Annotated in this window: 13 protein-coding genes; 3 read left to right on the top strand and 10 right to left on the bottom strand. The window is 52.6% G+C overall.

Annotation, left to right across the window (positions count from 1 at the left end; translation table 11 throughout):
• Nucleotides 1–74: 74 nt before the first annotated feature.
• From ACP15L_RS18490 to ACP15L_RS18455, 8 genes are all read right to left on the bottom strand, one after another.
• Nucleotides 75–1,426 (bottom strand): IS3 family transposase gene (locus tag ACP15L_RS18490; RefSeq protein ID WP_425084199.1). Its coding sequence is split into 2 segments (ribosomal slippage): nt 75–1,090 and nt 1,090–1,426, totalling 1,353 coding nucleotides; the frame shifts between segments, so codons are not numbered across the junction.
• Nucleotides 1,427–1,469: 43 nt separating this feature from the next.
• The gene (locus ACP15L_RS18485) at nt 1,470–2,102 is read right to left on the bottom strand and encodes a sulfatase-like hydrolase/transferase (protein ID WP_425085305.1); all 633 of its coding nucleotides are present in this window, start codon (nt 2,100–2,102) and stop codon (nt 1,470–1,472) included.
• Nucleotides 2,103–2,400: 298 nt separating this feature from the next.
• A complete protein-coding gene (locus tag ACP15L_RS18480; protein ID WP_425085304.1) occupies nt 2,401–3,417 on the bottom strand; it encodes a DUF2955 domain-containing protein in 1,017 nt (338 codons plus the stop codon).
• Nucleotides 3,407–4,471 carry an HlyD family secretion protein gene (locus ACP15L_RS18475; RefSeq protein ID WP_170377197.1) on the bottom strand — a complete coding sequence of 355 codons (1,065 nt, stop codon included), beginning with the start codon at nt 4,469–4,471 and terminating at the stop codon, nt 3,407–3,409. The genes ACP15L_RS18480 and ACP15L_RS18475 overlap by 11 nt, the downstream gene beginning before the upstream one ends.
• Nucleotides 4,468–5,547, bottom strand: coding sequence for an AI-2E family transporter (locus ACP15L_RS18470; RefSeq protein WP_170377195.1), 1,080 nt, complete (start codon nt 5,545–5,547; stop codon nt 4,468–4,470). Before ACP15L_RS18470 ends, ACP15L_RS18475 begins: the two co-directional genes overlap by 4 nt.
• A gap of 180 nt (nt 5,548–5,727) precedes the next feature.
• Complete coding sequence (locus ACP15L_RS18465) at nt 5,728–6,054, bottom strand: potassium channel family protein (RefSeq protein ID WP_170377193.1); 327 nt, start codon at nt 6,052–6,054, stop codon at nt 5,728–5,730.
• An 84-nt stretch (nt 6,055–6,138) separates the two neighbouring features.
• Nucleotides 6,139–7,752: a mechanosensitive ion channel family protein gene (locus ACP15L_RS18460; RefSeq protein ID WP_425085303.1), complete on the bottom strand. Its 1,614-nt coding sequence runs from the start codon at nt 7,750–7,752 to the stop codon at nt 6,139–6,141.
• Entirely contained in the window at nt 7,749–9,074 is a 1,326-nt protein-coding gene (locus ACP15L_RS18455; RefSeq protein WP_425085302.1) for a mechanosensitive ion channel family protein, read from the bottom strand. Before ACP15L_RS18455 ends, ACP15L_RS18460 begins: the two co-directional genes overlap by 4 nt.
• A gap of 372 nt (nt 9,075–9,446) precedes the next feature.
• Between ACP15L_RS18455 and ACP15L_RS18450 the strand changes: the two genes are divergently transcribed.
• Entirely contained in the window at nt 9,447–9,839 is a 393-nt protein-coding gene (locus tag ACP15L_RS18450) for a DUF1254 domain-containing protein (RefSeq protein ID WP_425085301.1), read from the top strand.
• A gap of 295 nt (nt 9,840–10,134) precedes the next feature.
• On the opposite strand, the gene ACP15L_RS18445 is transcribed toward ACP15L_RS18450, so the two are convergent.
• Nucleotides 10,135–11,046, bottom strand: coding sequence for a LysR substrate-binding domain-containing protein (locus ACP15L_RS18445; RefSeq protein WP_425085300.1), 912 nt, complete (start codon nt 11,044–11,046; stop codon nt 10,135–10,137).
• A gap of 113 nt (nt 11,047–11,159) precedes the next feature.
• Here ACP15L_RS18445 and ACP15L_RS18440 point away from each other — a divergent pair, with 113 nt between their 5' ends.
• Both ACP15L_RS18440 and ACP15L_RS18435 read left to right on the top strand, forming a co-directional pair.
• Nucleotides 11,160–12,095 carry a VOC family protein gene (locus ACP15L_RS18440; protein WP_425085299.1) on the top strand — a complete coding sequence of 312 codons (936 nt, stop codon included), beginning with the start codon at nt 11,160–11,162 and terminating at the stop codon, nt 12,093–12,095.
• Between the two features lie 14 nt (nt 12,096–12,109).
• Nucleotides 12,110–12,730: an alpha/beta hydrolase gene (locus tag ACP15L_RS18435; protein ID WP_425085298.1), complete on the top strand. Its 621-nt coding sequence runs from the start codon at nt 12,110–12,112 to the stop codon at nt 12,728–12,730.
• Here ACP15L_RS18435 and ACP15L_RS18430 read toward each other — a convergent pair.
• A complete protein-coding gene (locus tag ACP15L_RS18430; protein ID WP_170637726.1) occupies nt 12,692–13,642 on the bottom strand; it encodes a LysR family transcriptional regulator in 951 nt (316 codons plus the stop codon). The two genes, ACP15L_RS18435 and ACP15L_RS18430, sit on opposite strands and share 39 nt — an antisense overlap.
• Nucleotides 13,643–13,692 lie beyond the last annotated feature (50 nt).

Raw genomic sequence — 13,692 nt, 5'->3', positions numbered from 1 at the left:
TGTCCGTTGTCAGGGGTTTTGGGACGGATGGCGGCGTGATCTAAGAGAGTATCTGTCTCATCTGGTTAGATTGATTATGCGGCGGTTTTGCGGTGAAGCAAGCGCCGGGTTTCGATAGTCTTTCGTTTGATCCTTTCTCGTTGTTTTAGAATGGTCTGCCCGCGTCCGAAGTAGACATCAGCGGGCGTGAGGTTTTGCAGGCTCTCGTGATAACGCCGGTGATTGTAGTGCTCGACGAAGGCGTCAATCTGCTGCGTGAGATCACCGGGCAGATAGTAGTTTTCCAACAGGATGCGGTTCTTGAGCGTCTGGTGCCAGCGCTCGATCTTTCCCTGAGTTTGCGGATGGTATGGTGCCCCTCGAACATGATCCATTTTCTGATCTTCCAGCCATTCGGCAAGCTCACCAGAGATGTAACTGGACCCGTTGTCGCTGAGCAGACGTGGCTTGTGCAGCACCGTTGCCTGATCACAGCCTGAGGCGTGCAGGGCGAGGTCCAGTGTGTCGGTCACATCCTCGGTCTTCATCGTCGTGCAAAGCTTCCAGGCGATGATGTAGCGGCTGTAATCGTCCAGGATCGTGCTGAGATAGAACCAGCCCCAGCCGATCACCTTGAGATAGGTAAAATCGGTCTGCCAGAGTTGGTTCGGTCGTGTTGTCTTGTCCTGGAACTCGTCTGCGGCTGACAAAACCACATAGGCTGGGCTGGTGATCAGATCGTAAGACTTGAGGATGCGGTAGACCGAAGCCTCTGACACAAAGTACTTTTCTGTGTCAGTGAAGCGAACAGCCAATTCACGCGGGGAAAGCTCACTTTCCTTCAGAGCCAGATCCTTGATCTTCTCGCGCACTGGCGTGGGAATGCGGTTCCAGACCCGTGACGGCGTGGGTCTACGATCTTCAAGCGCCTCGGGGCCGCCGACGAGATATCGGTCGTACCAGCGATAGAAGGTGGTCTTCGGAATGCCCAGCTTCTCCAAAGTGCGCTTGGTCGGCAGATGCGATTGCTCAACCAAGCGGATGACTTCCAGTTTTTCGGATGCGGGATATCTCATGCGTCGTCGTCCCCATCCGCGATCATGCTTTTTTTGAGCAACCGCAGTTCAAGAGCCTGTTCGGCAACCACCTCCTTCAGATCACGGGCTTCCCGTCTCAGATCCTTCACTTCGGTGGAAGTTGCCGCGCGGGCCGTGTCGCCTGCCAGACGTTTCTTGCCGGCCTCCAGAAATTCCTTGGACCAGCTGTAATAAAGGCTCTGCGCGATGACCTCACGACGGCACAGCTCTGCAATGCTGTCCTCGCCTTTTAGGCCGTCCAGCACGATCCTGATCTTCTCTTCTGCGGAATACTGTTTGCGGGTCGCACGGCGAATGTCCTTTACGACCTTCTCACCGTGGCTCTGCTTGGTTCCGGGTTTCTTTCTCATCTCCACTCCTTGGCGGTTACGATGAGCCAGAAACCCTCTCTTATCAAATCGACCTAAACTGTCCCATTGGCGCTGACGTCAGACACTCGCCGCGATAGTCCAGATCGTAGTCCCGCGCAACGGTCGCCGGTTCGCCTGCAATACCCTGCATCACAACTGGCTCTTCCATGTTGGCTTCAGCAAATCCCGGAAGCGTGCGCCAGACTGTAACGTCCGTGGTTTCAACACCGTAAAACTCGTCGAATCCTTGACTCGTTGGATAGCGCCCTTCGGTCCATCCAAGGTGCCATTTTCCGTACATGGCCGTGTTGTATCCAGCGTCTTTGAGCATCTCGGCCATCGTGATTTCCCACTGAGTCAGACCGTAAACGCCGCCTCCCAGTGGGACTGTATGGTTTCCGCTCCGAATGCCATATCGTCCTGTCATGGTCGCTGCGCGGGACGGCGTGCACTGACTCTCGACGTTGAAGTTCGTGAGCCTTAAGCCCTCAGCGGCCAGAGCATCCATTTCCGGAGTGGCGGTGCCGCGAATTATTCCTCCACCATTGAACCCTGGCTCACCCCAGCCAAAGTTATCGAGAAAAATAAAGACTATATTGGGCTTGTCCTGAGCTGAGGCGACAGTGCCAATTAGAAGAGAAAGCAACAGTAGGAATGTTCGCGAAAACCGCTTCATGATGACGCTCCCTATAGATATCATTCGTTCGAGACTGGCGAAGTTGGATGCCTGCGGTCGAAAATGACCGTCTTGTAAGGGATCGCTTAGAAACTAGGCTACGTCCTGAACGAACGGTAAGTTTCAGATCCAGAGTGATGAGCCCGCGAAGCGAACCGGTGGCAATTCGTACAACGCGGAAAGTCAACTTCCCGAGTTTGGATGTATCCTTGAGGTGTGCATTCTGTGTCGTGGTACGCGATTTAGAACAGTATATCTTCCAAACCTCATGTGAAATGAATTGTCTAACAGTTCCACGTCAGGCCTCTGATGCAGGCTGACGTTTCTTTTCAGGCCAGAATTCGTCAACCACGACATAGGCAACAATTACGAAGATCGCGGCGCTGGCGACTTGCAGAACGCGCGTAATACTCTTTACGTCAGCTTCGTCGGAAAAAGGCGCAATTGACCCACCGTAGACGATCAAAGCGGTCGTAATTGCAGAGCCAGCGGCAGCGGCGAGCGGGGCTTGTGATTTTCCAAGTGCTCCGAGGGTCAGGCAAAAGAAAAAACATAGCAGAATAGACGTGAGAATTACCGGAGCTACTACGTTTATCTCGTAACAAATTATGGAGACTACCGCTCCAAGAAGGTTAGCCGTCAGCATTGCTTTTGCTACGGTTTTGCCCGCCGCAGGCATCGCCGCGAGTTGCTGGCTCAGCAGCGCGACAAAAAACAGAACCAGCAGTGCGGATGCGCCGGAAACGAAGAACGCCATAGCAAACGGAACTGTGACAAGTGACATCCGGACGATGCGGCGATGAGGGTCGAAGTCTGACGACGTTGCTGCTTTCTTCTGAGCGGCCGTCGGAGGTTCAGCGGGAATTAGCACGAACATCAGTGTCGACACGAAACCTGCAAAAAACAAATTCAGCGGTATCCAGTACACGAGCACCAAGGCCAAATCCTGCGATTGCAGAACCAAGTTCGGGATCATCAACGCCCCCATAAGAGCGATGACACCCGGCAATACTCCGGCACCAGAAACCGACCAAACGAAAGACAGGATTATTCCAATCGCCACGAGGATGAGAAACACAACGGGATATGGTGAGAAGATTGAGGACAGCAGGAACGAAATGAACATCAATCCAATTGAGAAGACAAACAGCTTGCCAAACGCCGCCAAAGGCAATGAGGCAGGCGCTTGAAGAAACAGTGCAGTGAATACCGCCCCGACGACTGCGAGTGGCCAACCAAGAAACAAGCCCAACGAAAAGACACCGGTCACACCCAGCGCAAGCCGGGCGACAGAGCGCTGGTCCTCAGTACGCATAGGACAGAATTGAAACCACGCGGATATAGGTACGGCCTACGAGGTTCAGTAACGAGTTGTCACTTAGATACATAATCACATCGGCCTGCCCGTTCAGTTGAAAGCGAAGATCGTCTTCGGCACTTCCAGCTTCATAACCGGGTAAGACGATCCTGACTGGGAACCTTTCAGGCTCTCGCAAGAACCCCTTGGTACTTGGTGCGCTTGCCAATTGCCCGGGTTCGTCACCACCACTCAAAGACACAGCGGCACTGAAGCTCTCAATGACGCCAGGGACAATCTTACCGGGATGCATATCCAACACCACATCAACCGGAGACCCTATCGACGCTCTTCCCAGGTTGTTCTCGGTAAAATACGCTTCGATCCAGACGTCCGTTGCATCCAGAAACGTTAATAGATCTTGCCCGGATCGGGCATACGTACCGGGGGCTATCAGCAAGTTTGAGATGACACCTGTTGCCGGAGCACGCAGTTCAGTCCATTCAAGGTTCAGTTCCGCATCTGCCAAAGCAGCCAACGCGCGCTGGATCTTCGGGTTTTCAACCCCGTCGTCACCGAGCCTCTGCTTTGCTTTTTCCAGATCCGCTTTTGCGTTCTCAAAATTTGCTTCAGATTCTGCCAACTGCCCTCGCGCATCATCGGCCTTTGAGACGGCAATCAAACCCTTCTTTTCGAGCGCAAATACGCGCTCTGTCTGAAGACGCATGGTGTCGAGATCACTCTGCGCCCTCGCCAGTTTGGCCTGCGCAGCGCTTACTTCGGCTGACGAGGCGCCCACCTCCTGAGTGGCTGCCTCGAGATCGGCTTGGGCTTTGTCACGATCAATTTCGTAAGGCCTGGCATCAATCCGAACTAGAACATCCCCTGCCGAGACCACCTGACCGTTTTGAACAAGAACCTCGGTCACCGTCCCAGTTACCTGCGGAACGATCTGGGTCGCTACGGCCTTTACTCTGGCATTTCCTGTGAACGGTGTCTTTCTGTCAGCGACCAGATACCAGACGAGAAAAATGAGAATGACGGCTAATGTCGACCAGATCGTCTTCCTCATTCTGCAGCTCCTTCAGCGGCGTCTTCGCTAACCGGTGGTGCGTCAATCCAAACTTTGAACAACTCATAGAAGACCGCAAACAACACGGGTCCCATGAAAATGCCGATCAAGCCGTAGGCCATCATGCCTCCCAGAACCCCAATGAGGATTACAAGCATCGGCGTTTCAAGGCCTTTCGAGATAAAGACGGGGCGTAGGAAGCTGTCCATTATGGTCACGGGAATGGCCAGTATGGTGAAAATCAAAGCTGCACCTCCGGACATAGAACTCCATGCATAGATGATCACTGGTATAAGCACCAAACCGGGTCCAATCTGGATGATCGAAAGGATCAGACAGACAAACGCCAGCGTCGCGGCCGAGCCAATCCCAAACAGAACCAGCAATATCCACACGACGACGGCCTGAATGGCGGCAACGCCAATTACACCCTTCGTCACATTTCGGATCGTTGCGCCTGCCAGAGTAACGAATTCACCACCACGCGGTGCAAATACACGGTTGGCAAAGCGCTGAAGGCCCTGCACCATACTTGGTCCGGGACTGAACAGAGCCCCCATTATCAATACCGACAGAGCGAGGCCAAGAAGCCCAATTCCGATTCCTAACACCTTTCCAAAAAGAGACTTGGTGATTTCAAGAATTTGGGTGCCGTATTTTGCAAGCGCACCATCCAGATTCCGCTCGAACATGCCCCAAACATCAGCAATTTTCCCGCCGACTACCGGTAGTTCCTTGAGACCTTCGGGTGCTGGAGGGATTTTTATTTCGCCCTTGTCGGCCTGTTCCGCAAACTCGGATCCAAGTTCTGCGGCACCGGAAACCGCAGTTGCGACTGGCCCCAGGGTTAGAACAAGGCCCAACAAAACCAAGATCGTCGCTGCAAGCTTCTTTCGCCCTCCCAATTTGGATTGCATCCAATCAAACACCGGATAGAGCGCCACGCAAAGGATCGTTGCCCAGATGACCACGCTTGCGAGCGGGGCCACCATGACCAATGCGCTATAGAGAAATAGTCCGAGAAACAGCAGTCGTATCGCTAGATCGACAATCTTCGCGTCCTGAGTTTTTTCCATTCCATCCCCCTGGGTTTGTTTTCTGAATATTATACTCAAAAAACGTTATATGTATATTTTTTTGAGATTGGGGTGATGACCTATCGATTTGAAGACAAAAGTGAATCCGCAACACGGTTTGAAATGCGCAGACAATCTCATGCCTGTGCACAAACTCGATTGGACGAAACCAGGTGCAGTTTATTCGTCTGTTTTCTTGTCGTCTTGGGATAAGATCGTATCAGCCACGGTGGTCGCAGCAGTCACAAAAACGCCCAGCCCTACAATGATGTAAAACATTGTGAAGATTTTCCCCACTGCGGTTTCAGGTGAAAAATCACCAAACCCTACGGTCGAAATTGTAACGACAGAAAAGTAGATTGAGTCGAGCCAACTCCAACCTTCTACAAAGTGGTAGAAGACCGAGGCCCATAAAATCATTCCGACCGTGAACGCCAAAAGGCCTTTCACTCTGCCATCCTTAAAGGCGGTTCGGATCCCTCTGGTGATTCTGGTAAGCGCGTTCATTGGACTACCTTAGCAACTAACACATAATTACATAGCAGTTTTAGAATTTATTATGAATCGCGTATCGCCGTTTGGCTAAAGACCCTATTCAACTTCATGAGCAAGCCTGCCGTTCCATTCTTCTGTCGAAACTTTGGGTTCAGGCGGATCTGCTATGTAGGACGGCGTCATGATCTGTGTTCCGTTTTCATTGAACACTTCAACTATGTTCTCACGAAGATCAGACAGGATTTTGGGCAAGCTCGATCCACGCGACGTATACGCATTGATCTCATAATTGATCGCGTAGTCAGCCAGCTGCGTCCAAAGGACAAAGGGTTCAGGCGTCTTTTTCAAGCCTTGAGTTCGAAGAGCTGCCTCCACAAGCATAGCCTTGATTTTCTTTGGAGGTTCCTCGTATCCGATCCCGACTGAGGTATGAACCAGCAGTCCTCGCCCATCCACTTTGCGCGAGTAATTCACAACCTCGGAATTTAACAATTGCGAGTTTGGAATACTAATCATCTCGTTTTTTATCGACTTGATGAGTGTTTCCATCAGCTTGATTTCGGTGACATCCCCTATCTTGTCGCCGACCTGAATGCGATCGCCAATGTTGGTACTGCGTCTATAGATAACAAACAGGCCCGCCATCATATTTGAAACAACCGTGTTTGACCCGAGCGAAACCATGATACCTGCGAGAATGGTCAGACCCTGAAAAGCTCGTGAATCAGACCCTGGAATGTAAGGGTAAGCGAATACGAGCGCGATCACGATGATCAATGCCCTGACCAGCATTTTTGTAGGTGCAATCCAATGGTCTTCAAAGTCCTTGATCTTGAAAGCACCATTCTCGAGGTTTTCAAAGAATAGATCGATGCCACGAATGGCCATTCTTGTGACAGCGGCAATGATGGCGAGCATGATCAGGTTTGGAATGTAGCTCATGATTGCCAAGACAACGCTGATGAGCGGCTCACTGACATACTTCAAAAGGATTTGAGCAATACCCTGTGTTTCGGCGAAAGAAAGCAGGACCAGAGAAAGATAGTAGTAGAAGAAGAACAGAAAAAGGACCCACATCAAGATGTGAATTGAATAGACGATGATCGACGCGATAGCCCGGCTCCTTAAGATGGACTTGGTGGCTTCCTCGACGCCTTCTGCCCTCTTCTCCAAGATTTTTCTTATGTATTTCAATAGCTTTTTACGTTTTGCAAAAAACCCATACGAAGCCAAAGCAAAGATTAACGTCCAAGCAAATGCCGCCATGGCACTGCCCACTCTGCCCTCATTGGACCGACCTTCTCGGTATTGGAGGATTGCCGCCTCGATCGCTTCGGATTGAAGCCCCGCAAGAACCTCAATTGCCATTTGTTCGTGTTCAGCATCCGCTTGCGTGGTGATCGTAACCATTTGTCCATCCGCGCGGATTAATTTTCCGAACTCGGCATCCGAAATCTGCATCTGGACCGTGTTTCGTTGAGACGCATCTGCGACCTGAGCAATTCGTTCCTCAATTTTTGCCGCCCTTTCAATGGCAGGCAATGCGCTCGATCCTCGAACCACGAACAACTCCGCGCCGTCTATAACGACCGGGGCTATGAACTCGGGATCGTCTCTTTCTTCGGGTGCAACGAGGATCTCCTCGGACTGGGCAAACGCGACATTGCACAAGAGAAGAAATGATACGAACCAAACTGAAAAAGCTCTCATGAGTTTGCTCCTTGCACAGGTATCAAGTGAACATCCCGTTGTGGGAACGGGATCGAAATACCTTCTTCGTCAAACCGCTCCTTTGCTTGACCCGTTAGGTCCCAATAGACTGTCCAATAGTCGTCTGATTTGGACCACGGTCGGCAAAAGATATTGACAGAGTTGTCACCCAACTCGCCCACAAATACTTCCGGCTCCGGCGTCTTCAAACACAGCGCATGTTGGGCGACCAAGTCTTTCAGAACGTCAATTGCCTGGGCTGCGTTGTCCGAATAGGCGATGCCAAAAACCAGATCGACCCGACGTTCTTCAGATGCGCTCACATTGGTGATCACATCCCCCCAAATCTTGCTGTTTGGCACCACTATGATCTGGTTGTCGAACGTTCTGATCTTGGTCGAAACAACTGACATCTCGTCCACAAAACCTGATGAGCCCCCGACCTGAATATAGTCGCCGGTATCAAACGGCTTGAGAACCATTATCATCAAACCGCTTGCAAGGTTGCCCAAAGTTTCCTGCAAAGCGAAGCCAAGAATAAAAGACAAACCGCCAAGCACCGCAAACAGCGGCGTGACATTGACTCCGAAGAGAGCCAATACGATGAGTATGCCAAGCACAAAAACAACCCAGTAAACCGTTGTGGCTATGAAGCGCTTGAGCATCCTGGAAATCGTTGGAATTTTGCCCAGACCGCGTTCGGTGATCCGTCGCATCATTCTTGCGACAAACATCATGGCCCAGACAGCGAACAAAACGCCCAGGGCAGCCATCAGTACGCCAACGCCGCCATCCCAAGAAAACAGCCAAGCCCAGGCGTTCTGAAAAAGTGTTTGAATATCGGTCGTCTTAAGTGCGCCAGCTTTCAAGGCAAGAATATAGTCGGTGTGAGGCTCTAATTCTTCCGCCTTTGCTCCTTTCAAAGTCCAGGCTTCAAGCACCAGTCGGTAGTTGTTCAGAAAATCTGATCCAGATTCACTTAAGGAAGACAATTGAGACCGCAAGCTAGCCTCCTGCTCTCCGCTTGCTGACCGAAGCTGAAGGTTGATTTGTGCGACGTCTTCGAGTTGCGATCGCACGTAACCCTGCCAACTACCTGCGACGTCGGATAACTCTTCCGCCGTTAACGGGACGAGTAGGATTTCCAAGTCATCTGCCGGGATTGATTTTTCAACCACCTCTTCCATCAAGTTGTTGTTTTCCAGCACAACAACTTCCTGCTCTGGTTCAGTGACTTGAGCGACAACAGGAAACCCATTCGACGACACCGCAACGCACCAAAGTAATAACCAGACCAGTCTAAATCTGCTCAGTCGTTTCATTTGAAGTCCCCTACTCCTATAGCGCTTGAGGAGAGCATAGGAGGACCCATCAAATCTAGACTTATGTTTATTTTTGCATGTTTAAGTGCAAGTAACGACTTCGCTAACCCCGCATCGTGGTAGAAAATGGCAGTCACTCCAATTCGCCGATGTTACTGCATTCCGAGTATAGAAAATTCATTTTTGCAGCCGTTCTAAGGTCGACCCAAAAAGGGAAAGGGCTTCATAAGACTTGGACAATTTTGGAAAGATTTCCTCCATGATGCGCTTGAAAGATATCACAATTGCAAAGGCACTTGCTTTCGGCCTAGCTGCTACAAGAACCGCCGATGAAGTGAGTTCGATCTAGCGAATGCCACCACTGCCGAGCAGATGACCTATCATCGAGCTGCCGACGCAGCCGTTTGGGCGATGCCGCTGATGAATTTCAAGTTTTATCGTGATGCACTTGCCAATGCATGGGTTGGTTCCAATGACATTGGGTACAATTCAGAAGCCCAGGATTGGCGTTTCCAGACTGCAACACCGAATAACACGACGCCCTACTTACACGCCTATTGGACTATCGAAGACGGCCCGATCGTTATTGAAATGCCTGCGTCCGAAGAGGGTATTGGAATCTTCGGCACAATTTTGGATGCATGGCAACGCCCTCTGGACGACGTCGGTTCCATCGGTCGGGACTGCGGTGCAGGAGCAAGGTTTACGCTTGTGCCGCAGGGATACAACGGCCCACTGCTTCCGAACACTCTGGTCTATGAATAGGACACAAACTGTAGCTTTGCCGTGCTTCGTCCGATCCTTGCCAGCGGCGGCGCCGAAGAAAACCTTGCGAAAGCCACGGCGCTGACAAAAAATCAAGGTTTACCCGTTGTCTGAAGCATGCGGTGAGGTGTCGACACAGTATGTCGACGTTTACGGGGTGAACTTGGAAACGACGCCTGTCATGGATGGCGGCATATACGGCCACAAGCACCCCCATTTCATGCTCCCGTAAACAGTGTCGTTCAATCTGACTTGCCCTACGGAAAACGAGGGCTGATTTGCAGCCCAAATGGCTTCAAACTTGTGTTTCCAGGTTCGGGTGGTCTTGCACAAATTTTTCAAAGTAATCCGCAAACGTTCCAACGATCGGTGGGAGTTGTTCGTATGGGGGGTAGTACAGCGTCAACCATAACGACGTGATAGACCAGCTTGGCATCACCTGTACGACTTGTCCGCTAGCTAATCCCTTGTCAGTAATGAAATCCGGTAGAACACATATGCCCTCTCCCGCGACCGCAAGAGCGTAGAGAAAGTCTCCATTGTTGGAGATTATCTTTCCGCCTGCTTGAACTGAATCGTTGCCACCTGCATGAGAGAAATCCCAAGTTTCAGCACGGCCTTGCGCGCTGTATGACATCAGAAAGTTTGGGTTCAGATCGCGCGGATGATCAGGTCTGGGGATGCGTTCAAACAGAGACGGCGCAGCAATCATATGCCGCGGAACTTCGCACAGTTTGCGCCAAATTGTCGATTTGTCGGTCGGCGGGCCCGATACACGCACAGCGAGGTCGCAGTTTTCTTCGATCACATCAAGCAGGGTATCGGTGAAGTTGATCTCGACTGAAATATTCGGATAGGCGCGACGAAACCCCGAGATCACTTGCGGCAGCAACGTGACGCCTAGTGATACCGGTGCGGTCAGACGCAGATGGCCCTTGTCAGGTTGATTGGCCCTTTGAAGATTTCGTGTGACCTTTTCAAACCCCTCCAAAAGCGGTCTGTACTGCGCAAGGACAGTCGCTCCGGCGCTGGTTAGTGAAACTTGCCTAGTCGTACGCAACAGAAGCTGTGTGCCCAGGTCTCTCTCAAGCTGCGCTATGATGCGTGTTGCTGATGCCGGCGCGATGCCCAGTTCGCGCGCTGCTAGGGAAAAGCTTTTCAGGTCTGATACAGCGCGCAGAACGCGGATGGGTTTGAGCTCGATCATGTCAGCTTAATAATTCCGTTTTCGACAATAATAAAGCCACATACTTATCTATTAACTTTAATAATAGATGCGCCATCTTTGATGCAAGTTGAACACTCGCCCAGGAGCGGAACATGATCAAAGATATCAAAGGGCTGCACCACGTCACATCGATGGCCGCAGACGCCAGCGCCAACAACGCTTTTTTCACCAACACACTTGGCATGCGCCGGGTGAAAAAGACGGTCAATTTCGATGCGCCTGAGGTGTATCACCTCTATTACGGGGATGAGGTTGGAACACCGGGCTCGGTTATGACCTACTTTCCTTTTGGTCAGATGCCAAAAGGGCGCAGAGGTGCCGGCGAGGTAGGTGTGACCGAGTTTGCCATCCCTACAGGGGGTGTCCAATTCTGGAAACAACGTCTTGCATCTGAGGGCGTGACTGGGCTGGCCGATGGCACGGTCTTCGGAGAAAAGCGTCTGTCTTTTGACGGCCCCGATGGCGATAGCTTTGCATTGGTCGAGTCTGATGCGCGAGGCCGGACAGCCTGGACCCAGGGCGGTGTTCCCGATGAGGTCGCGATTCTTGGGTTCCGAGGCGCTCGGTTCGCTCTGAAGGATGTCCATGCGACGGGTGAACTGCTGACCTTCATGGGATACCAGAAAGCTGAAACCGAAGGTGACGTCACTCGTTATGTGATCGAAGGGGGCAATGCTGCGGACACGATCGATCTGCAGCAGCTATCGTCAAGTACCCCGACCGCTGGTCAGGGCGCTGGGTCCGTTCATCATATCGCTTTTGCCGTCGAGGACCGCGCCGCGCAACTGCGAGTTCGGCAGGCCTTGATGGATACAGGCTATCAGGTCACGCCGGTCATCGACCGTGACTATTTCTGGGCGATCTATTTCCGCACGCCGGGTGGTGTGCTGTTCGAAATCGCCACAAACGAGCCCGGCTTTGACCGCGACGAAGACACGGCCCATCTGGGTGAGGCGCTCAAGCTGCCCACCCGATACGAGCCACATCGCAGCAAGATCGAAAACCTCCTGCCCCCACTTGCATCATGATTTCAGAGGTTGAAATGTCTAAAGATCTCTATCAGGCGCTTGTGCATGCGCCGCAACCCGCTCGTCCGCTGGTCTTTGCCTTTCATGGCACTGGAGGGGATGAGCACCAGCTTGTTGAATTGGCCGGCACTCTTGTTGCTGGCGCCGGGATCGTATCACCACGCGGCGATGTCTTTGAGATGGGGGCCGCGCGTTTCTTCCGCCGCACTGCCGAGGGTGTGTATGACATGGAAGACCTTGCGCGTGCGACGGACAAGATGATTGCGTTCATCGAAGCCCATCGCGCATCGCATCCCAGTCATCCGGTCTATGGCTTCGGCTATTCGAACGGGGCAAACATTTTGGCGGCGGTCTTTCTCAAACGCCCGGACCTGTTCGAGCGGGTCGGCCTTTTGCATCCGATGGTCACATGGGAGCCGAACGCGCATCCTCAGCTGGTGGGGAGGAAAGTTCTGGTGACCGCCGGACGACGCGACCCAATCACGCCATGGCCAATGACGGAACGCCTTATCAGTTGGCTTTCTGATCATGGTGCCGAGGTCACTTCGGACGTCCATGAAGGCGGACACGAGCTGCGAAACTCTGAACTGACGGCTCTAGCCTCCCACTTCAACGGGGATGTCGGCCCCGGGTGAAGGTTCACGCATTGCATTCAACGTAGACAAGACGGCGGCCTCTTTGCGCGCCCAGGACATGAACTCATGGATATGCTCTTCACGTTCCCGGCCCGGGTGGCAACATATGAAATAGCTGAACCCGGTTTCCACCACCGGACCGAACGGACAAACAAGCCGTCCGTCCGAAAGCGCGGAATAGACCAGCAGCGACCCGCAGAGCGCGACACCCGCACCTGCGATCGCAGCGTCCACAATCTGACCACCCGGAGGCCTTTCAAACCGCATGGCTTTCGAAGGATCAACTCCATTCGGAAGCCCGGCGTGTTGGCTCCAAAGAACCCAACTGGGAACCGACCCGTCCAGCATCGGCGTTGTATCGTACAGAACATGCGTGGCCTTGATGTCGGCAGGGGACTTTATGTCGAACGTGTCCAGCACAGCTGGGCTGGCGACCACCAGCATCAACTCGCGGTGAAGCAACTCCGTATAGCGGTCCTCAGGCGGTTCGCTAGTGTATCGAATTTCGATATCGGCGGTCGCGTGAGTTTTATGGTCAGAAGGGTTTTCGGATTCAATGTGGACCTGAACGTCGGGGTGGTCCTTGGTGAACTTGTGCAGCCTCGGCAAAAGCCACTTGCTGATCAGCGCATTGCTGGAACTGATGCGCAGTTTTGGCGTCTTCTTGGGTCGGACCTCGTCAACCACCTGACGGATCTGCAAGAACGCTTCGCTGATCGTTGGCTGCAAGCGCTGCCCTTCCGGTGTCAGATGAATCGCGCGGGTCTTTCGCACAAACAAAGCCACCCCAAGGTCGGCCTCCAGCGCCTTAATCTGCTGGCTCACCGCACCCGGCGTCACCGAAAGCTCATAGGCCGCTTCCTTGATCGAGCCGCGCCGCGCTGCGGCCTCAAAGGCGCGCAAACTTAGCAAGGAAGGCAATCGGGACAGCGGCATGGCAATACAGAAAAACAGTTTAGCCT

The organism is Ruegeria profundi (assembly GCF_049800715.1).
Classification (GTDB): domain Bacteria; phylum Pseudomonadota; class Alphaproteobacteria; order Rhodobacterales; family Rhodobacteraceae; genus Ruegeria; species Ruegeria profundi_A.
This window is presented reverse-complemented; position numbering and strand designations above follow the sequence as displayed.

Excerpts from the sequence above, each read along its gene's own strand:
- ACP15L_RS18480 (WP_425085304.1), bottom strand. The coding sequence starts at position 3,417 with ATGCGTACTGAGGACCAGCGCTCTGTCGCCCGGCTTGCGCTGGGTGTG.
- ACP15L_RS18440 (WP_425085299.1), top strand. The coding sequence starts at position 11,160 with ATGATCAAAGATATCAAAGGGCTGCACCACGTCACATCGATGGCCGCA.
- ACP15L_RS18435 (WP_425085298.1), top strand. The coding sequence starts at position 12,110 with ATGTCTAAAGATCTCTATCAGGCGCTTGTGCATGCGCCGCAACCCGCT.
- ACP15L_RS18445 (WP_425085300.1), bottom strand. The coding sequence starts at position 11,046 with ATGATCGAGCTCAAACCCATCCGCGTTCTGCGCGCTGTATCAGACCTG.
- ACP15L_RS18455 (WP_425085302.1), bottom strand. The coding sequence starts at position 9,074 with ATGAAACGACTGAGCAGATTTAGACTGGTCTGGTTATTACTTTGGTGC.
- ACP15L_RS18475 (WP_170377197.1), bottom strand. The coding sequence starts at position 4,471 with ATGAGGAAGACGATCTGGTCGACATTAGCCGTCATTCTCATTTTTCTC.
- ACP15L_RS18485 (WP_425085305.1), bottom strand. The coding sequence starts at position 2,102 with ATGAAGCGGTTTTCGCGAACATTCCTACTGTTGCTTTCTCTTCTAATT.
- ACP15L_RS18460 (WP_425085303.1), bottom strand. The coding sequence starts at position 7,752 with ATGAGAGCTTTTTCAGTTTGGTTCGTATCATTTCTTCTCTTGTGCAAT.
- ACP15L_RS18450 (WP_425085301.1), top strand. The coding sequence starts at position 9,447 with ATGACCTATCATCGAGCTGCCGACGCAGCCGTTTGGGCGATGCCGCTG.
- ACP15L_RS18465 (WP_170377193.1), bottom strand. The coding sequence starts at position 6,054 with ATGAACGCGCTTACCAGAATCACCAGAGGGATCCGAACCGCCTTTAAG.
- ACP15L_RS18470 (WP_170377195.1), bottom strand. The coding sequence starts at position 5,547 with ATGGAAAAAACTCAGGACGCGAAGATTGTCGATCTAGCGATACGACTG.